Source organism: Allobosea spartocytisi (assembly GCF_014764685.1).
In the GTDB taxonomy this organism is placed as follows: Bacteria; Pseudomonadota; Alphaproteobacteria; order Rhizobiales; family Beijerinckiaceae; genus Allobosea; species Allobosea spartocytisi.
This window is the reverse complement of record NZ_JACXWY010000022.1, coordinates 48,871-68,309: the sequence shown is the minus strand read 5'-3', so window position 1 is coordinate 68,309 and position 19,439 is coordinate 48,871. Positions and strand designations below refer to the sequence as shown.

The window sequence follows — 19,439 nt, the reverse complement described above, 5'->3', positions numbered from 1 at the left end:
CCGCGCCCGAGCCGGCGCGGCTGCGCCAGCTCGCCGAGGCCGCCTTCGTCCAGTCCCGGACCGCCCCAGCCCCCCGCAAGGTCGCCAATGGCCGCGCCATCGACACCGGATGGGAAGAGTTCTGAGGACCTCAGACGCGGCCTAGCCGCATTACATCCACGATAACGACACAGCGCCCGAAAGGGCGCCGTTTTGCGTTGCGGCCTCTCCCTGTCACCCCGGCAGCCGGTAATCCTTGAACATCTCGCGCAGCGCCGTCTTCTGGATCTTGCCGGTGGCGGTATGCGGAATGGCCTCGACCAGCACGACATCGTCCGGCAGCCACCATTTCGCGATCTTGCCGGTCATGAAGGCGAGCATCTCGTCCTTGCTCGGCGTGCGGCCCGCCTTCGGCACGATCACCAGCAGCGGCCGCTCGTCCCATTTCGGATGGGCGACGCCGATCACCGCCGCCTCCGCCACGTCGGGATGGCCGACGGCGAGGTTTTCCAGATCGATCGAGGAGATCCACTCGCCGCCGGATTTGATCACGTCCTTCGAGCGGTCGGTGATCTGCATGTAGCCAGCGGGATCGACGGTGGCGACATCGCCGGTGTCGAAGAAGCCGAGATCGTCGAGGATCTCCTCATCGCGCTTGAAATAGGCGCCGGCCACGGCCGGGCCGCGCACCTTCAGCCGGCCGAAGGTCTTGCCGTCCCAGGGCAGGTCCCGCCCGGCATCGTCGGTGAGGCGGAACTCCACCGTGAAGGGCGGATGGCCCTGCTTGACCTTGAGATCGTAGAGCTTCTCGCCCTCGAGCTCCTGATAGACCGGTTTGACCGAGCAGAACGACCCGAGCGGGCTCATCTCGGTCATGCCCCAGGCATGGGCGACGGTGACGCCGTATTTGCGCTCGAAGGCTTCCGTCATCGCGCGCGGGCAGGCCGAACCGCCGATGACGACGCGCTTCAGCGTCGAAAGCTTGCCGTTCGTCCCCTCCAGATGCTGCAAAAGCCCGAGCCAGACCGTCGGCACCGCCGCCGTCATGGTCACGCCCTCATCCTCCAGCAATTGGTGCAGCGAGGGACCGTCGAGCTTGGCGCCCGGCATCACCAGCTTGGCCCCGGTCATCGGCGCCGAATAGGCCAGCGACCAGCTATTGGCATGGAAGAGCGGCACCACCGGCATCACCGTGTCGCGCGACGACAGCCCCATATAATCCGGCGCGGCGCAGGCCAGCGCGTGCAGCACATTCGAGCGGTGCGAATAGAGCACGCCCTTCGGCCCGCCGGTCGTGCCCGAGGTGTAGCAGAGCCCGGCCGCCGTATTCTCGTCGAAATCCGCCCAGGCGAAATCATCGTCGGCCTCGGCCAGCCACTCCTCATAGGGGACCGCGCCCCTGAGCGTGCATGGCTGCATGTGAGCCGCATCGGTGAGGATGATGAAGCGCGCAATGCTGGGCAGCTTCTCCTGAATCGCCTCGATCATCGGCACGAAGGTCAGGTCGAGGAACATCAGCCGGTCCTCGGCATGGCTCACGATCCAGGCGATCTGCTCCGGGAACAGCCGCGGATTGACCGTGTGAGTGATCGCGCCAATGCCGCTGATGCCATACCAGAGCTCGAGATGGCGGTCGCTGTTCCAGGCCAGCGTCGCCACGCGGTCGCCGATCCCGATGCCTTCGCGCTGCAGGCGCTTGGCCACCCGCAGCGCGCGGCTCCTGATCTCGGCATAGGGACGGCGCCGGAGCGTCCCGTCCTCGACCGCGCGGGTGACGACCTCGCGCGTGCCGTGCTGGATGGCGGCATGGTCGATGATGCGATGGAGCAGAAGGGGCCAGTTCTGCATCAGGCCGAGCATGGTCGTTTCTCCCGGGCGTCATCTGTTTTGCCGGCAGGATAGCGACGGCTTCCACGGAAAGTGAAGTGAGCCCTTCGGACGCCCGGTCCGGTGCAGCACCCAGGAGCGTGCCCCCCACTTTGCGTAAGGTAAGACGCATGGCGATCTCGCCTGACCGGTCGAGATGGTTTAGGTCTGATCCGTCATTCGTCGGGGTATGCTTTTTTGTCAGCGACCAAGCCCGTGCCGCAAGCCTCGTCCGAGGCCGACCGCGTCTGGTTCCGCGTCATGCGGCTGCATCAGCGCATGCTGACGCAGATCACGGCGCGCATCCGCACCATCGGCCTTTCGATTCCGCAATTCGACCTGCTCTCGACGCTGACCGAACAGGAAGGCATCAGCCAGAGCGAGCTGGCCGAACGGCTCTACGTCACCAAGGGCAATGTCTCCGGCCTGGTCGACCGGCTGGTGCAGGCCGGACTGGTCGAGCGCCGCGCCATCGCCGGCGATCGGCGCTCCTACGCCATGCACCTGACGCCGGAAGGCCGCCGCCTCGCCGAGAGGGGGATCGCCATCCAGCGCGATTTCGTCGCGAGCACGCTGGGCAAGCTCGCGCCGCAAGAACTCTCCGAGCTCGACCGCCTCATCGTGCTCTGGCGCGATCTCGCCCGCGCCGCGGATGCTCCCTGACGATACGCCCCGAGGATGCCGCGTGAGGTTGCTGCCGTGCCTGCCACCATCGACCTGACCACATCCGCGACCGCGTTGCGCAAGGCGCTTCTGGCCCAGCGCTTCAGCGCCGCCGATTTGCTGGAGGCGAGCCTCGCCCGCATCGACGCGCTGAATCCGCGCCTCAATGCCGTGGTGGCTGAGGATCGCGAGGCGGCCCGCGCCATGGCCAAGGCTTCCGACGCCCGCATCGTCGCCGGCTCCGCGCGCCCGCTCGAGGGCCTGCCGATCACGATCAAGGACGCCTTCGACGTCGCCGGCCTGCCCTCCTCCGGCGGTCTGCCGGCCTATCGCGAGCGCGTCCCGACCGAGGATGCCGCGGCAGTCGCAAGGCTGCGCGCCGCCGGCGCCGTCATCATCGGCAAGACCAATGTCCCGGTCTTCTCCGGCGATTTCCAGAGCTACAATCCCGCCCATGGCGTGACGAACAACCCCTGGGACGAGGCCCGCTCTCCCGGCGGCTCCTCCGGCGGCGCGGCGGTCGCGGTCGCGACCGGCATGAGCGCCTTCGAGCTCGGCTCCGACCTCGGCAGTTCGATCCGCTGGCCGGCCCATGCTTGCGGCGTCTTCGGCCTGAAGACGAGCTGGGGGCTGGTCTCGACCTGGGGTGCGATCCCGCCACCGCCCGAACGGCGCACCGCGCGCAATGTCGATCTGATGGTCGCAGGGCCGATCACGCGCGCGGCCGAGGACCTCGACCTCATCCTGCCGGTGATCGCCGGTCCGCGTAACGTCGCGCTTGCCTGCCCGCCCCTGCCGGAGCCGCGAGCCCGAAGCGCCAAGGGCCTGCGTGTCGCGCTCTGGGCCGAGGATTCCTTCGCGCCGGTCGACCGGGAGGTTTCCGAGGCCGTGCGCGAGGCTGCTCGCCGATTGGCAGAAGCCGGCGCCGTCATCGACGAGGCGGCCCGCCCCTCGGTCAGCCTTGCCGACGCCTTCGAGGTCTACGCGCTGCTGAACCACGCCGTCGTCGCCTATGGCCTGCCGCCGAAGGTGCGCGCCCGCATCCAGGCGCAGGCCTCGCGCTTCAGCCCGGGCGATCTCTCGCATCAGGCGCTGCAGGCGCGCGGCGCCCGGATGACGCCCGGCCTTTATCACCAGCTCGCCCAGCGCCGTCTGGCCCAGAAGCGGCAATGGGCCCGCTTCTTCACGCGCTACGATGTCGTGCTCTGCCCGCCTGCCCCCGTCGCCGCGATCCCGCATGATCACGGCCCGGACATCCATGCCCGCCGCCTGATCGTGAACGGAGAGCCGCGCCCCTATCTCGATTTCCTGCTCTGGGCCGCACCCGCCACCGGCGCCGACCTGCCGGCGCTCTGCGCGCCGGTCATGCAATCGCGTGAGGGCCTGCCCCTCGGCGTCCAGATCATCGCGCCCTTCGGGCAGGACCGGACCGCGATCGCCGTCGGCGCGATGCTGGAAGAGGCCGGAAGCCGCTTCACCCCGCCACCGCTCGCGCGCTGAGGCGCGGTTCACGCGCCGGCGCGGCAGGCCTTTACGCCGCCGGGCGCATTGCAGCAGAGTCTGCGGTCCCCTGCGCCGAAATCGCTCAACATTTGCGGACATTCAGGCGTATGGTGGCAAGTATTCTCAACAGGGACCGGGAGCCCCATCATGTTGTCGAACGTCGCCGTCAGGGACATCGAGACCCTCGTCCATCCCTACACCAATCTCGCGACCCACCGCGAGAACGGCCCGCTGGTGCTGGAAAGCGGCAAGGGCATCTACGTCTACGATTCGACCGGCAAGGAATATATCGAGGGCATGGCGGGGCTCTGGTGCACCTCGCTCGGCTACTCCAACCAGGAGCTGATCGAGACCGCCTACGAGCAGATGAAGAAGCTGCCCTTCACGCACATCTTCGGCGGCCGCAGCCATGACCCGGCAATCGAGCTGGCCGAGAAGCTGAAGGAGATCGCTCCGGTTCCGATCTCCAAGGTGTTCTACGGCGCCTCCGGCTCGGACGCGAACGACACCCAGGTCAAGATCGTCTGGTATCTCAACAACGCGCTCGGCCGCCCGCAGAAGAAGAAGATCATCTCGCGGCTGAAGGGCTATCACGGCGTCACGGTCGCCTCGGCCTCGCTGACCGGCCTGCCGAACAACCATATCGATTTCGACCTGCCGCTGCCCGGCATCCTGCACACCTCCTGCCCGCACCATTACCGCTTCGCCGAGCCCGGCGAGAGCGAGCAGGACTTCTCCTCGCGCCTCGCCGCCGAGTTGGAAGAGATGATCCTGCGCGAGGGGCCGGATACGGTCGCCGCCTTCATCGCCGAGCCGGTGATGGGCGCCGGCGGCGCGATCATCCCGCCGGAGGGCTATTTCGAGAAGGTCAACGCCGTCCTCGCCAAATACGACATCCTCTTCATCTCGGACGAGGTCATCACCGGCTTCGGCCGCACCGGCAAGATGTTCGGCACCGAGACCTACGGCATGGCGGCCGACTCGATCTCGCTCGCCAAGCAGATCACCTCGGCCTATTTCCCGCTCAGCGCCGTGATGATGAACGACAAGATCTATGACGTTCTCGTCGATCAGAGCCGCAAGATCGGCACCTTCGGCCACGGCAACACCTATGCCGGTCACCCGGTCGGCTGCGCCGTCGCGGTGAAGACGCTGGAAATCTACCAGCGCGAAAAGATCGTCGACCACGTCGCCAAGGTCGCTCCGACCTTCCTGCGCCGCCTCGACAAGCTCGCCGAGCATCCCCTCGTCGGCGAGGCGCGCGGCGTCGGCCTGATCGGTGGCGCCGAGCTGGTCAAGGACAAGCAGACCAAGGCCTCCTTCGAGGTCAAGAAGGGCGTCGGCGCCAAGGCCGTCTCCTTCGCGCTGCAGGAAGGCCTGATCACCCGCGCCATGGGCGACCGTCTCGCCTTCTGCCCGCCGCTCGTCATCTCCGAGGCGGAGATCAACGAGATGTTCGACCGCTGCGAGCGTGCCCTCGACAAGACCCTGGCCTGGGCCAAGGGCGAAGGGCTGCTGGCGGCCTGACGACTCGGGCACTGCGACAAACAGCAAAGGGCCGGGCGCCAGGCGCCCGGCCCTTTCCGATTCGTTCAGCAATATGGCCGAATGTGATGAGCCGGCACAAATTGCCTTGAATGGATCACGATCGCGCCCCGCCGCCGTCCCGATCCCGCATCAGGCTCCCTTGTGTCGGCAGGCGAAAGCCTTTCGACATCGGACCATCAGTGAAGTCAGGAGCCATGATTCACCTCGACGCGCGTTCCCAGACCCAATCTCGCAAGGGCTTTCACGACGCCTCCGCCCGTGAGACCTATGCATCGCGTTTCCGCCCGATCGCGATTCAGGCCGTTGCGGCCGGAACCCGGCAGAGCTCACCTGCGTTGAGGAAGTTGGATGATGAGCGCAGGGCAGAGTTGCCCGGCGTCCTTCGCCACGGTTTCGACGACTGAGACCTCCTGTTTCGAGACTCTCTTTTGACCCAATAAACTGACCGGCGCGGAGCCTCTCCCGCCGGTCTTTTTCTGTTCGGCAGGAGCTGAAAACAAAAATGGCGGGCGCCACCGGCACCCGCCATCGAAAATGCGATCGCCGCGGAGCGTCAGATCACGACCACCTTGGCGCCGACCGGAACGCGGTTGAACAAATCGATCACGTCGATATTGCGCATCCGGATGCAGCCGGAGGAGGCCGAACGGCCGATCGTCTCCGGCTCGTTGGTGCCGTGGATGCGATAGAGCGTGTCGTGGCCGTTCTGGTAGAGATAGAGCGCGCGCGCGCCGAGCGGATTTTCCGGCCCGCCGGTCATGCCGCCCGCCACCGGCTTCAGATGCGGCCAGCGCTTGACCATTTCGGCCGGCGGCGTCCAGCGCGGCCACTCGGCCTTGCGCTGCACCACGGCCTCTCCGGTCCAGCCATAAGCCTCGTCGCCGGTGGCGACGCCGTAGCGGATCGCCTTCTTGTTCGGCAGCACGAGATAGAGGAACTTTTCCTTGGTATCGATGTAGATCGTGCCGGGCGGCTGGCCGGTCGGATCGCTGATCTCGTAGGGGAGATAGGGGAGATAGGTGTCGAACTTCGGAACCAGCGCGATATATTCGGCATCGCGGGCGGAGAGCTCCGGAGCGGCGACGCTCTTGTACTGGCAGGCACCCAGAAGGGCCGACAGCGCCAAGGCAACGAAAACGGTCTTCTTCATAGTCCCCACCCGAGCGACCCGCAGGCAGCCTTTATGATGAATCAAACGTTAACGCTTCGTATCGCCGATGCTTGGCCTGCAAGGCGCAGGGAGCGATGGTCGCGCGCAGAACTAGGCTCCAAACGGGCATGGCGCAATCTTGTTCCGGACATGGCGGCCGCAACAGCGATGAACGTGGCAAAGTGGTCACGGTTTTGCGCTTGAATGGCGCCGCCACCGGATAGAGACCTTTGACGACCCTCCTCATCACCCACCCCGCCAGCCTGCTCCATGCCATGCCCCCGGGCCACCCCGAACGGCCCGACCGGCTGCGGGCGATCGAGCGCGCCCTCGAAGCCGAGCGATTCGCGCCGCTGATTCGCCTCGAGGCGCCACTCGGCACGATCGATCAAGTGGCGCTCTGCCACCCGCCGGCCTATGTGCAGGCGATCCTCGACGCCTCCCCGCAGGAGGGCTTCGTCCAGCTCGACGCCGACACGACCATGTCGCCCGGCACGGTCGAGGCGGCCCTGCGCGGCGTCGGCGGCGCCGTCATGGCGGTAGACGAGGTGATGTCGGGCAAGGCGCGCAACGCCTTCAGCGCCATGCGCCCGCCCGGCCACCATGCCGAGCGCGAGCGCGCCATGGGCTTCTGCTTCTTCAACAGTGCGGCGATCGCGGCCCGGCACGCGCAGAAGGTCCATGGCGCCGAACGCGTCGCCATCGTCGACTGGGACGTTCACCACGGCAACGGCACGCAGGACATCTTCTGGGACGATGCCAGCGTGCTCTATGCCTCCTCGCACGAGATGCCGCTCTATCCCGGCACCGGTGCCCCATCCGAGCGCGGCAGCCACGGCACCATCGTCAATGCCGCGCTCGCGCCCGGCGACGGTTCGGATCAATTCCGCGAGGCCTTCGAGGTCGCGATCCTGCCGCGGATCGAGGCCTTCCGGCCCGATCTCGTCATCGTCTCTGCCGGCTTCGACGCGCATTGGCGCGACCCGCTCGCCAACATCAACCTGCGCGAGGGCGATTTCGCCTGGGCGACGCAGAAGCTGATGGATTTCGCCGACCAGCACGCGAACGGACGTCTCGTCTCCATCCTGGAAGGCGGCTACGACCTCGAAGGCCTGGCGACATCAACGGCCGCGCATGTCGGCGCGCTAATGGGGAGCTGACGAGGCTCCCCAACCAGCAGCCTCCGGCCGCCATTCTCGGGCCGCGGAGCGGGCCTGAGAATCTCTGTCCGGAAGAGACTCTGATACAGGGGCCATCGTCTCGAGATGCCCGGGTCAAGCCCGGGCATGACCGCCAAAATGGCTGCGCGCTTTCACTCCAACGGCTGCGTATCCGCGATCTCGATACCGAAACCGCTCAGACCCACGAAGGAGCGCGGCGAGGAGGCGAGGTTGACGATCGAGGCGACGCCGAGATCGCGCAGGATCTGCGCGCCGAGGCCCACCTCGCGCCATTGCTGGCTGCGCAGCGCGTCCGAGCCTTCCTCTTCGACGCTCTTGATCGGCACGCCGGCGGTGCCGTCGCGCAGATAGATCAGCACGCCCCGCCCGTCCTGCTGGAAGCGCCGCAATGCGCACTGGATCGAGCTCGCGCCCCCCAGCACATCGGCGACGACATCGGCGCGATGCAGCCGCGCCGGCACCTTCTCACCATCGCCGAGCTTGCCCATCACGAAGGCGAAATGCTGCGTGTCGTCGAAGGGCGTGATGTAGACATGGCCGGTCATCTCGCCGAACGCGGTCTTGACCGGGAAGGAATGCACCCGCTCGACCAGCTTTTCGCGCAACTGCCGATAGGCGATCAGATCGGCGACCGTGATCTGCTTGAGGCCGTGCTTCTGCGCGAAGGCGGCGATCTGCGCGCCCTTCATCACCGTGCCGTCGTCATTGGCGAGCTCGCAGATCACGCCGACCTGCGGCAGGTCGGCGAGCTTGCACAGATCGACGGCGGCTTCGGTATGGCCCGAACGCATCAGCACGCCGCCATCCTTGGCGATCAGCGGGAAGACATGGCCGGGCCGAACGAAATCGGCGGCGCCCATATTGCCATTGGCAAGCGCGCGAACCGTGTTGGTGCGCTGCTCGGCCGAGATGCCAGTGGTCAGCCCATGCTTGACGTCGACCGTGATGGTGAAGGCGGTGCCAAGCGGCGCGTCGTTCGAGGAGACCATCGGATCGAGCCGCAGGCGCCGCGCCTCGCTCGCCGTCAGCGGCGCGCAGACGATGCCGCAGGTGTTGCGGATGATGAAGGCCATCTTCTCCGGCGTGCAGAGCGAGGCTGCGACGATGAGATCGCCCTCATTCTCGCGATCGTCGTCATCGGTGACGATGACGATCTCGCCGCGGGCGAAGGCTTCGATGGTCTCGGTGACATTGTTGAACATGGCAGCCTCGCGCGGCCCGGACAGGCCGAGGAAATCATTGGGGGTAACGGAGCCGCCCGTGACGGCGGCGATACGCTCGGCGCTTTCCCGCGAGATCCAGGCAGCCGGATCGTTGCACAGCGCCGTCACGCTGGCCGGCGACAGGCCGACCTGCTTGGCAAAGGCGCTGCGCGCGATCTTGTTCTGCCGGAGCCAGGCGTCGAGCTTCATGCCGGCAAGCTAATACGCCGACGCTTCATCTGCAATGAATGAGTGCTGCATTTTCAGTATTGCTGAAATGCAAGTTCTCCGCCGCGTCATGCTCGGGCTTGCCCCGAGCATCTCATGACGAGGAAGGCTCTCGTACCAGAGCCCCTTTCGGCCAGAGATTCTCGGGTCTGCGCTTCGCTTCGCCCGAGAATGACGGCGATGTCATTCCTGAAACGGCCAGCGCGGCTCGACCACGCCGACCTGCGCGCGGTGGCGCAGATAGTGGTCCGCCAGCACGCAGGCGACCATCGCCTCGCCCACCGGCACGGCGCGGATGCCGACGCAGGGGTCGTGGCGCCCCTTGGTGAACATCTCGGCCTCGCCGCCGGTCCGCGTCACGGTCGCGCGCGTCGCCAGAATCGAGGAGGTCGGCTTCACGGCAAAACGCGCCACGATCGGCTGGCCGGTCGAGATGCCCCCGAGGATGCCGCCGGCATGGTTGGAGAGAAAGAGCGGGCGCCCGTCATTGCCGGCGCGCATCTCGTCGGCATTCTCCTCGCCGGAGAGTTCGGCGGCGCCGAAGCCTTCGCCGATCTCGACGCCCTTCACCGCGTTGATGCTCATCAGCGCGGCCGCGATCTCGGAATCGAGCTTGGCGTAGATCGGCGCGCCCAGCCCTGCCGGCACGCCTTCCGCCACGATCTCCAGCACGGCGCCGATCGAGGAGCCGGATTTGCGGATGCCGTCGAGATAGCTCTCAAAGAAGGCGGCGGCCTTTGCGTCCGGGCAGAAGAACGGGTTGCGGCCGACCTCCTCCCAATCCCAATTGGCGCGGTCGATCTTGTGCGGCCCCATCTGCACGAGGGCGCCGCGCACCACCATGCCCGGCACGACCTTGCGGGCGATGGCGCCGGCCGCGACGCGCATCGCCGTCTCGCGCGCCGAGGAGCGACCGCCGCCGCGATAGTCGCGGATGCCGTATTTGACGTCATAGGTGTAGTCGGCGTGACCGGGCCGGTACTTGTCCTTGATGTCGGAATAATCCTTCGAGCGCTGGTCGACATTGTCGATCATCAGCCCGATCGAGGTGCCCGTCGTCACCTGCACGCCGTCGCTCTCACGCGCGAAGACGCCCGAGACAATGCGGACCTGGTCCGGCTCCTGGCGCTGCGTCGTGAAGCGCGACTGGCCGGGCCGGCGCCGGTCGAGATCACCCTGGATATCGGCTTCCGTCAGCGGAATCAGCGGCGGGCAGCCATCGACGACGCAGCCGATGGCTGGCCCATGGCTCTCGCCGAAGGTGGTGACACGGAAGAGATGGCCGAAGCTGTTATGCGACATGGGAGCCTGCGCGAAATCTGCGCAGGGTCTTAGTCCGTGCCGGGACCCATGGTCAAACGAAGCGAGCGGCTCAATGCCCCGCCGCCGCCTTCGCCGGCACCGCAGGCGCTCCCTCCCAGCGCGTATGCGCCGGCAGGTTCTCGCCCTTCATGATCACGGTGAGCAGGCCGATCTGGGCGTAGTCGCCGACATGGGTGTCGTAGAGCACGGTCGCGCCGGCGCCAACGCAGACGCCCTTGCCGAGCCTGACCCGGCCGACCTTCATCACCCGGTCCTCGTAGAGATGTGTCTGCAGCGCAGAATGAGCATTGACCGTGCAGAAGTCGCCGACCTTGATGCAGTCGAACTCGGTGATATCCGTCGAGTCGAGCCAGACGCCCTTGCCGTATTTCGCGCCGAACAGCATCAGGAACCAGGGCAGGAACGGCGTGCCGCGCAGATAGTCGAACAGCACCTTGCCGCCGAGACCCCAATACATCACCGCGACCGCCTCGGTGCGCATCGCCCACCAGGACCACATCGGCTTCATCACCGGCTTGTAGACGCCCATCATCAGCCATTTGACGCCTGCGCAGATCACTGCCTGCACCAGCGCGATGACGACGGCGACGCCCATGAAAGAGGTGACGAGGCCGAGCCAGTCGCCCTCGTTGATCTTCTGCTGCAGCACCATGTCGACCGCGATGGTGCCGAAGGTGATGAACAGCATCGAGGGGAAGGAGGTGTGCAGCGCCTCGAAGACGCCGCGCCCGAACTGCTTGGCGAAGGACGGCTTGTAGGTCCAGTCGGCCCCGAGATCGACCTTCTGGCGCGTCGGCAGCTTGATCGGCGGCGAACCGAACCAGGTATCGCCGGGCTGCATCCTGTCGTTCGCCGGCGGCTTCGACTTGATGCCAATCAGCACGCGGTCCGGAATGACGGCGCCCGGCGGCACGACGGCATCGTTGCCGACGAAGACCTGCTCGCCCGTGCGCGTCTCGTCGAGGCGCATATAGCCGCGCCGCATCTCCTCGTCGCCGAACACGACCTCGTCGGCGATGAAATTGCCGGCGCCGATGCCGGTCACGTCGTAGCGGCCGGAGAGGTTGGTCGAGATTTCCGCCCCGCTCCCGATCCGCGCGCCCATCAGCCGGTACCAGGCCCGCATATAGATGGTGGCGAAGAGCGACGACAGCGTCTCCAGCGTCACCTCGGTGGCCAGCGCCACCGTCCATTTGCGGGCGTAGAAGCCGGAATGGATCGAATAGGAGCCGCTCGTCACCCGCGGCAGGATCGCCCAGCGTAGCGCCGCGATCATCAGCACGGTGAAGGCGATGAGGCCGATCGCGGTCGGCCAGGTCAGGATCGGCAGGAACCAGAGATAACTGATGTCGGTCCAGCCGGCGATCCAGTAGTCGATCTTGTCGAACAGCCAGAAGGCCGGGAAGATCGGCAGCAGGCTGACCGGCGGGAGCACGATCAGCATGAAGATGTAGAAGGCCGTCATCAGCGCCCGCCGCCCCGACGAGGCCTGCGCCTGCGGCGGCAATGCGGCGACATCGACCATGCCGGTCTTGCGGCCGGGCGAACCGTCCCAGATCTCGGCCGCGCCGACATGGGTGCCGGGCGCGATGGCGGTGAGATCGGCGATCTCGGCATGGTCGCCGATCACCGCGCCATGGCCGAACACGACGGAGGCGCCGGCCGAGACGTCCGTGCCGATGGTGATGCGGCCGATCACCAGCTTGTCGCCGATCGCCTCGCCATTGGCGAAGGTGGTCTTGGTGCCGAAGGTCGAGCCCTCGCCGATCTCGATCAGGTCGATGGCGCCGGCCTCGTAATCGGAGAGGATGACGTCGCGCCCGACCTTGGCGCCGAGCAGGCGCCAGTAGAAGCGCATCACCGGCGAGCCCTGCAGCCATTTGATATGGACAAGCCCGGCGACGCGCGCCGCGAACCACCAGCGGAAATAATAGACACCCCAGAGCGGATAGACGCCGGGCTTGGTGCGCCCGAGCACGATCCATTTCAGCGCGATGGCGATGAGCCCGGTCACGACGATGATCGCGACATAGATGCCGAGCAGCGCGCCGATCTGACCGAGCAGCGACAGATCCTCGCCCGACACGATCATGTAGGTGACGAAGACGCCGAGCCATTGCGCGGTGGAGAGCCCGATGATGACCGGCAGCACCGCCGCCTGCGCCAGCCCGCAGAGGAAGCGGCGCAGGAAGGGCGGCGGCGTGAAGGAGAGGTCTTCGCTCACCGCCGCGCCGCGCTCGTCGAGGAGCCCGGCCATCGCACGCAGCGTGCGGGCACCGTAGACATCCTGCAACGTGATGCCGGCATAGGCCGGCGTCTCGCGCACGATCGAGATGAAGCGGGCGGCGAGCAGCGAATGCCCGCCGAGATCGACGAAGAAATCCGCCTCCAGCGGCAGGCTCGCCGCGCCGAGCACGCGCTTGGCCGCGTCCAGCAGGGCGGCTTCAGTGGCGTTGCGCGGCGGCTCCTGCTCGCCATCGGCGCTGGGCGCCGTGAGCGGCGCCGCCTTCAGCATCTTGCGGTCGACCTTGCCGGAAACCATGCGCGGCAGCGAGCCGACGGCCTCGAAATGCGCCGGCACCATATAGGGCGGCAGCTTCTCGCGCAGCGCGGCCCTGAGCGCCGGCCCATCGACCGCGATGCCCGGCTCCGGCACGACGAAGGCGACCAGCCGCTCGATGCCGTCATCCGTGCGCAGCACGACAGCCGCCTGCGCTACGCCGGGCTCGTCGGCGAGCTTGGATTCGATCTCGCCAAGCTCGACGCGGAAACCGCGGATCTTGATCTGGTCGTCGATGCGGCCGTGGAAGACGATATTGCCGTCGGCATCGAGGCTGACCGCGTCGCCCGAGCGATAGAGGATCGGATCGTCGGAGCCGGCGACGCCGGAGAACGGATTCGCGATGAACTTCTCGGCGGTCAGCTCCGGACGGCCGTGATAGCCCTTGGCCACGCCGGGGCCGCCGATCAGCAATTCGCCCTGCTCGCCCGGCTGGACGAGGTGCAGGCCCTCGCTGACGACATAGGCCGTGTAGTTCGGGATCGGCCGGCCGATGGTGACCGTCTCGCCCGGCACGACCTCGGCGGCGGTGGCGACGACCGTGGCCTCGGTGGGGCCGTAGGTGTTGAGAATGCGCCGGCCCGGCCGCGACCATTTCTGCACGATCGCCGGCGGCAGCGCCTCGCCACCGAGCAGGATGAGGCGCAGCGACGGCACGTCGGAGGGCAGGATGCCGAGCAGCGTCGGCACCGTGTCGATGACGGTGACGCCGGCCTGCTCCAGCAGCCCCGGCAGCTTCTCGGCATCGCCCATCATCTCCGGCGAGGCCACGAACAGCGTCGCGCCGACGAGATAGGGCGTCCAGATCTCCTCCATCGACAGGTCGAAGGCGACGGAAGCGCCCTGGAAGACCACGTCGTCGGGGCCGATGCCGTAGAACGCGTTCCCCGAGCGCAGGAAATGGCAGATGTTGCGGTGGCTGATGACGATCGCCTTCGGCGTGCCCGTCGAGCCCGAGGTGTAGATCAGATAGGCGGGGTGGTCCTTGGTCAGCCCGGCGGCGCGTGCCGGCGGCTCGACCCCGTCGGCGCCCGCGGCAAGCGCATCGGGCGTCCAGATCGTGCGGCCGGTGTCCTCGGCGCGGACGGCCCAGCCGCCGCAGGTGACGATGCCCTTGGCCTGTGCGTCGTTCAGGCAGGTCGCGATGCGTTCGACCGGCGCCTCGGCGTCGAACGGCACCCAGGCCGCGCCCGCGCGCGTGATCGCGATCTGCGCGATCAGCAGGTCGATGCCGCGCGGCATCCACAGGCCGACCATGTCGCCCGGCCCGACCCCTGCGAGGTGGAGCCCGCGCGCCTGCCGGCCGGCAGCCGCCCAGACCTCGGCATAGCTCAGCTGACGGGCACCATCGACCAGGGCGGGATGCTCGGCGCGCGACGCGACCGTCGCCGCGAAGATCTCGGCGAGCACTTCATCGCGCAGCAGCTCCGGACGCTTCTCGCCGGCCAGCATCGCGAGTGGATTCGCCGCGGCATCCGTCGCCACCGACAGCTTGCTCAAATCGTTCATGGCGCCCCGCTGCGCTCAAAGCCCGGATGGAGGGCGGGAAGCGCGGCTCCCGCATCCTTCATTCGCACCTTGCCACGCACCTTTAAACAAACCCGGAATCGACGCTCCGATGACCGCGCTATCCGGTCGAGCCCCCCGGCCGGGCAAGCCGCCGCTCCGCGCGCCCTGCTAGCACATTCCTCGTGCCAGATCATCCGTGAACCGGTGATGAATGCCGGCGCGGTAAAGCCGAGGCTCAGAGCCACTCGGCCTTGCTGCCCTCGACGACGAGCAGCTTGCCCTGCCAGATCTCGACCATGGACGCCTTCAGCGGCGAGACCGCGCCGACGAGAGCCAGCACCGCCCGCGCCACCCCGCCGTGGCTGACGATCACCGTCTCGCGCTGCAACTCCTCCAGCACAGGCCGCACCCGCTCCGCCAGCATCCGGTAGCTCTCCCCGCCCGGCGGCACGAAGCTCCATTTGTCGCGCTCGCGCAGATGCGCCTGCTCGCGCTCGGCCTTGCGGATATCGCGCCAGGTGAAACCTTCCCACGCCCCGAAGGTGAGTTCCTTCAATCGCGGATCGACGCGGTATTCTCCCGCCGGCAGGCCGAGATCGCGGCGCAGGATGTCCATCGTCTCCCGCGCCCGCTCCATCGGCGAGCAGATATAGTCGAGCGTCGCGAAGCCCGGCTCCAGCGCCTTGAGCCGCCCGGCCGCCTCCGCCGCCTGCTCGCGCCCGAGCGCGTTGAGCGGGATGTCCTGCCCGCCCTGCAGCCGCCCCTCGCGATTCCAGTCGGTCTCGCCATGGCGGACGAGAATGAGCCGGTGCGGAAGCGAGAGCGGGATCATGCCCGGCTTCTGCACGCCTCGCCGGGGGAGGTCAAAAGCCTAATGCGCCCATCGGCCATGCGCAGGGCCGATCGCGACGATCCGTCGCTTTGGGTGGCCGATCGGCAACAGGCTGTGTATAGGCGGCAGGTGAGCCTCATGGCTCCGAATTCGCGGACCGCCATGCCTCCTGCCCTCACTCTCCCCGATGGCCGCCGCCTCGCGCTCGACGCGGGGCCCCTGCTGATGGGCATCGTCAACGTCACGCCGGATTCCTTCTCGGATGGCGGCTTGCTCGGCAGCGCCGAGGCGGGGGTGGCGCACGGTCTGCGGCTGGCCGAAGAAGGCGCGGCGATCGTCGATATCGGCGGCGAATCGACCAGGCCCGGCCACGAAACCGTCGATGCCGCGACGGAGCTTGCCCGCGTGCTCCCCGTCATCGCCGGGCTGAAGGCCCGTAGCGCCGTGCCGCTCTCGATCGACAGCTACAAGGCGGAGGTCGCCGAGGCCGCGCTCGCCGCCGGCGCCTCCATCGTCAACGACGTCTGGGGTTGCCGGCGCGATCCGCGCATCGCCGAGGTCGCGGCACGGGCCGCAGCCCCGATGGTGCTGATGCACAACCGCGACACGGTCGATGGATCCCTCGATATCTTCGACGAGGTGATCGGCTTCCTCGAAGGCTCCATCGCCATCGCCACCGCCGCCGGCGTGCCGCGCAGCCAGATCGTCGTCGATCCCGGCATCGGCTTCGGCAAGACGCCGCGCCAGAACCTCGACCTGATCCGCGAGCTCGACCGGCTCAACGTGCTCGGCTGCCCGATTCTGCTCGGTGCTTCGCGCAAATCGACGCTGGGCCTCGTCACCGGCCGCAAGGTCCCGGCCGAGCGGCTGGCCGCCACGCTCTCCGCCCATCTCTACGGCGCCAGCCGCGGCGCCGCCATCCTGCGCGTCCATGACGTCGCGCCGCATGTCGACGCGCTCAAGGTCTGGGCCGCCATCGCGGACGAAACGAAGGTGATCCCGTGAGCGAGACCGGCCGCATCCTGATCGAGCAGCTCGATATCTACGCCTATCACGGCTTCTTCTCGGAAGAGGAGCGGCTCGGCCAGCGCTTCGTCCTCGACCTCGTGCTCGATGTCGACCTGCGCGCCGCCGCGCTGAGCGACCGCCTTGCCGATACGGTCGATTACGGCCGCGCCGTCGCCATCGTCAGCGAGGCCTTCACGGCCCGGCGCTATCATCTGCTGGAGGGCGCCGCGCGCGCCGTCGCGCTCGCCCTGTTCGAGGCCTTCGCCCCCGTCGCGGGCGTCGAGGTCACCCTGCGCAAGCCCGCCCCGCCCATCCCGGCGACGCTGGGCGCGGTCGGCGTCAAGCTGAGCTTCCGGCGTGGCGACTGAGTCCTCGCTCGCCTTCGGCGGCAATCTCGGCGATCCCGTCGCAGCCTTCGCCGCGGCGCTGATCGCCTTGCGCCGGCATCCGGCCGTCAGGCTCGGGCAGCTCTCTGCCGTCTATCGCACCCCGCCCTGGGGCAAGATCGACCAGCCGGAGTTCCTCAACATGGCGGCGCGGATCGAGACGACGCTGACCGCCGACGACCTGCTCGCGCTGTGCCTCGAGCTGGAACGCGCCGGCGGCCGCGAGCGCCGTGAGCGCTGGGGGCCCCGCACGCTCGACATCGACATCCTGACCTATGGCGAGACGGCAATCGACCGGCCCGGCCTCCAGATCCCCCATCCGCGCATCGCCGAGCGTGCCTTCGTGCTGGCGCCGCTGGCGCAGATCCTGCCGGCCAAGCTGATCGGCGGGCGAACGGTCGCGGCTTTGCTGGAGGCGATCGCAGACGAAACGATCCGCCGCGACGATGCCGCGACGGATCGGTTGAAGAGATTGCTGGCGCAATAGAGGCCGGCGGCCTTCCGGTTCACTCGCCCTTGTCGAGCGAGATGTCCGGCGCGGTCGGCACCTTCATGCCGACGACATGGTAGCCGGCGTCGACATGCATGATCTCGCCGGTGATGCCGCGCGACATGTCCGAGACGAGGAACACCGCGGTCTCGCCGACCTCCTCGATGGTCACCGTGCGGCGCAGCGGGGAGTTGTATTCGTTCCAGCGCAGGATGTAGCGGAAATCGCCAATGCCGGAGGCAGCCAGCGTCTTGATCGGCCCGGCCGAGATCGCGTTGACGCGGATCTTCGAGGGGCCGAGATCGGCGGCGAGATACTGCACGCTCGATTCCAGCGCTGCCTTCGCGATGCCCATGACGTTGTAATGCGGCATCCACTTCTCGGCGCCGTAATAGGTCAGCGTCAGCAGCGAGCCGCCATCCGGCATCAGCTTCTCGGCGCGCTGGGTGATCGCCGTGAAGGAATAGCAGGAGATCAGCAGCGACTTGGAGAAATTCGCCTCGGTGGTCTCGACATAGCGGCCGGTCAACTCGTCCTTGTCCGAGAAGGCGATGCAGTGGACGACGAAATCGAGCTTGCCCCAGAGCTTCTCGACCTCGGCGAAGACCGCGTCGATCGTGGCGCCGTCGGTGACGTCGCAATGGCCGACGACATGGCCACCGAGCTCCTTGGCGAGCGGCTCGACCCGCTTCTTCAGCGCATCGCCCTGATAGGTGAAGGCGAGTTCCGCGCCCGCGTCCGCCGCTGCCTTGGCGATGCCCCAGGCGATGGACCGGTTGTTCGCGACGCCCATCACGAGGCCGCGCTTGCCCTTGAGGAGATTGGCGGTCGGCGAAACGGCGTTGGAATCAGGCATGGGGGACCCGCAGATGAACGAGGAGCAGGTCTCTTAGAACAGTCGCGGGGAAGTGGAAACCGCTTTTGAACGCTGTCCCCACGCCTGGATTGCAGCCCCGCGAGGCCGAACCGGGCCTCGCCCCGGCCCGTTTCTTCGGCTGGCGGCTCGTTACTCGGCGCGCGCCTTCATCAATGCGGAGAGCTCCGCATCGCTCGCCGGCATCTCGATGTCGATGGCGACGAAGAGGTCGCCGGCGGCGCCTTTCTCGCCCTTCAGGCCCTTGCCGCGCAGCCGGAACTGCTTGGTCGTGCCGGTCATCGGCGGAATGGTCATTTCCACAGCGCCGGTCAGGGTCGGCACGTGCAGCGGCCCGCCTAGCACGGCCTGGGCCAGCGGCACGGCGACGCGCGTGCGCAGATCCTGGCCGTCGATGGTGAAGCGCGGATCGGGCTTGACCTTGATGGTCATCAGTACGTCGCCGGTCTCGCCGGAATAGGGATCGGTCTGGCCGAGCCCGCGCAGGCGCATGACCTTGCCGTCGCTCACTCCTTCGGGAATGGTGATCTCGACCTCGCGCCCGCCCGGCAGCTTGACCCGGCGCGTGGCGCCGCTGACCGCCTGAGCCAGCGTCACCTCGAGCGTGAAGCTCTGCTCCGGCGGCTTCTGCGGCTCGGCCTTGCCGCGCGCGCGCCGGCCGGCCTCGCCGAAGAGCGAGGAGAAGATGTCGGAGGCATCGAATCCGGCGTCGCCACCACGGCCGAAAGGCGCGCCCTGGCCGAAATTGAACTCGAAGCCGCCGGCCCGGCCGCCACGGCCAGCGCCCATCCCCTCGAAGCCCTGGAATTTCGGCTTGCCCTCGCCGTCGATCTCGCCGCGGTCGAACTGCTTGCGCTTGGTCTCGTCGCCCAGCACCTCATAGGCCGTGTTCAGCTCGGCGAACCTGTCCTGCGCCTTCGGATCGTCCCGGTTCGCGTCCGGGTGCAGCTCCTTGGCGCGGCGACGGAAAGCCTTCTTGATCTCCGCATCGCTCGCGCCGCGGGCGACGCCCAGAACCTGATACGGATCGCGCATCCAAAAACCTCGTTTCCACGCAAGACTAGGACGGCCCCGTCTGCCGGCAAGCCGTCCGCTACGCCTTATCTGGGGATGGTGTGGCCCGTACGCAACATCGTG

At 67.6% G+C, this 19,439-nt stretch carries 16 protein-coding genes; 8 read left to right on the top strand and 8 right to left on the bottom strand.

The window, feature by feature from the left end; all coding sequences use genetic code 11:
* Positions 1-213: 213 nt before the first annotated feature.
* Complete coding sequence (locus IED13_RS24035) at positions 214-1,839, bottom strand: long-chain-fatty-acid--CoA ligase (RefSeq protein ID WP_191125690.1); 1,626 nt, start codon at positions 1,837-1,839, stop codon at positions 214-216.
* Positions 1,840-2,043: 204 nt separating this feature from the next.
* Here IED13_RS24035 and IED13_RS24030 point away from each other — a divergent pair, with 204 nt between their 5' ends.
* The 4 genes from IED13_RS24030 to IED13_RS24015 all read left to right on the top strand — a co-directional run bounded on the left by IED13_RS24030 (position 2,044) and on the right by IED13_RS24015 (position 5,963).
* Positions 2,044-2,508 (top strand): MarR family winged helix-turn-helix transcriptional regulator, encoded by a 465-nt coding sequence (locus IED13_RS24030; protein WP_038359540.1) that lies wholly within the window; start codon positions 2,044-2,046, stop codon positions 2,506-2,508.
* A 36-nt stretch (positions 2,509-2,544) separates the two neighbouring features.
* Complete coding sequence (locus IED13_RS24025; RefSeq protein WP_191125689.1) at positions 2,545-4,008, top strand: amidase; 1,464 nt, start codon at positions 2,545-2,547, stop codon at positions 4,006-4,008.
* A gap of 150 nt (positions 4,009-4,158) precedes the next feature.
* Positions 4,159-5,538, top strand: coding sequence for an aspartate aminotransferase family protein (locus tag IED13_RS24020; RefSeq protein WP_038359542.1), 1,380 nt, complete (start codon positions 4,159-4,161; stop codon positions 5,536-5,538).
* 215 nt (positions 5,539-5,753) lie between these two features.
* Complete coding sequence (locus tag IED13_RS24015) at positions 5,754-5,963, top strand: hypothetical protein (protein ID WP_038359543.1); 210 nt, start codon at positions 5,754-5,756, stop codon at positions 5,961-5,963.
* Positions 5,964-6,112: 149 nt separating this feature from the next.
* Here the strand turns inward: IED13_RS24015 and IED13_RS24010 are convergent, their stop codons facing one another.
* Positions 6,113-6,709: a L,D-transpeptidase gene (locus IED13_RS24010; protein ID WP_191125688.1), complete on the bottom strand. Its 597-nt coding sequence runs from the start codon at positions 6,707-6,709 to the stop codon at positions 6,113-6,115.
* Between the two features lie 230 nt (positions 6,710-6,939).
* On the opposite strand from IED13_RS24010, the gene IED13_RS24005 reads away from it, so the two are divergent.
* Positions 6,940-7,869 (top strand): histone deacetylase family protein, encoded by a 930-nt coding sequence (locus IED13_RS24005; RefSeq protein ID WP_191125687.1) that lies wholly within the window; start codon positions 6,940-6,942, stop codon positions 7,867-7,869.
* A gap of 152 nt (positions 7,870-8,021) precedes the next feature.
* Here IED13_RS24005 and ribB read toward each other — a convergent pair whose 3' ends face one another.
* The 4 genes from ribB to IED13_RS23985 form a co-directional block, all read right to left on the bottom strand.
* A complete protein-coding gene (ribB, locus tag IED13_RS24000; protein WP_038359548.1) occupies positions 8,022-9,302 on the bottom strand; it encodes a 3,4-dihydroxy-2-butanone-4-phosphate synthase in 1,281 nt (426 codons plus the stop codon).
* A gap of 201 nt (positions 9,303-9,503) precedes the next feature.
* On the bottom strand, positions 9,504-10,622 hold the full coding sequence (gene aroC / locus IED13_RS23995; RefSeq protein WP_191125686.1) for a chorismate synthase: 1,119 nt from the start codon (positions 10,620-10,622) through the stop codon (positions 9,504-9,506).
* Positions 10,623-10,692: 70 nt separating this feature from the next.
* A complete protein-coding gene (locus tag IED13_RS23990) occupies positions 10,693-14,712 on the bottom strand; it encodes a Pls/PosA family non-ribosomal peptide synthetase (protein WP_191125685.1) in 4,020 nt (1,339 codons plus the stop codon).
* Positions 14,713-14,947: 235 nt separating this feature from the next.
* Entirely contained in the window at positions 14,948-15,544 is a 597-nt protein-coding gene (locus tag IED13_RS23985) for a histidine phosphatase family protein (protein ID WP_133564470.1), read from the bottom strand.
* A gap of 162 nt (positions 15,545-15,706) precedes the next feature.
* On the opposite strand from IED13_RS23985, the gene folP reads away from it, so the two are divergent.
* The 3 genes from folP to folK are packed head-to-tail and all read left to right on the top strand — an operon-like array spanning position 15,707 to position 17,425.
* On the top strand, positions 15,707-16,549 hold the full coding sequence (folP, locus tag IED13_RS23980) for a dihydropteroate synthase (protein WP_191125693.1): 843 nt from the start codon (positions 15,707-15,709) through the stop codon (positions 16,547-16,549).
* Positions 16,546-16,920: a dihydroneopterin aldolase gene (gene folB, locus IED13_RS23975; RefSeq protein ID WP_166653040.1), complete on the top strand. Its 375-nt coding sequence runs from the start codon at positions 16,546-16,548 to the stop codon at positions 16,918-16,920. Before folP ends, folB begins: the two co-directional genes overlap by 4 nt.
* The gene (gene folK / locus IED13_RS23970) at positions 16,910-17,425 is read left to right on the top strand and encodes a 2-amino-4-hydroxy-6-hydroxymethyldihydropteridine diphosphokinase (RefSeq protein WP_191125684.1); all 516 of its coding nucleotides are present in this window, start codon (positions 16,910-16,912) and stop codon (positions 17,423-17,425) included. Before folB ends, folK begins: the two co-directional genes overlap by 11 nt.
* 19 nt (positions 17,426-17,444) lie before the next feature.
* Here the strand turns inward: folK and fabI are convergent, their stop codons facing one another.
* Together fabI and IED13_RS23960 are read right to left on the bottom strand one after the other, a co-directional pair.
* Positions 17,445-18,284 (bottom strand): enoyl-ACP reductase FabI, encoded by an 840-nt coding sequence (fabI, locus tag IED13_RS23965; RefSeq protein ID WP_038359560.1) that lies wholly within the window; start codon positions 18,282-18,284, stop codon positions 17,445-17,447.
* Positions 18,285-18,434: 150 nt separating this feature from the next.
* Positions 18,435-19,337: a DnaJ C-terminal domain-containing protein gene (locus tag IED13_RS23960; RefSeq protein ID WP_191125683.1), complete on the bottom strand. Its 903-nt coding sequence runs from the start codon at positions 19,335-19,337 to the stop codon at positions 18,435-18,437.
* Positions 19,338-19,439: the final 102 nt, after the last annotated feature.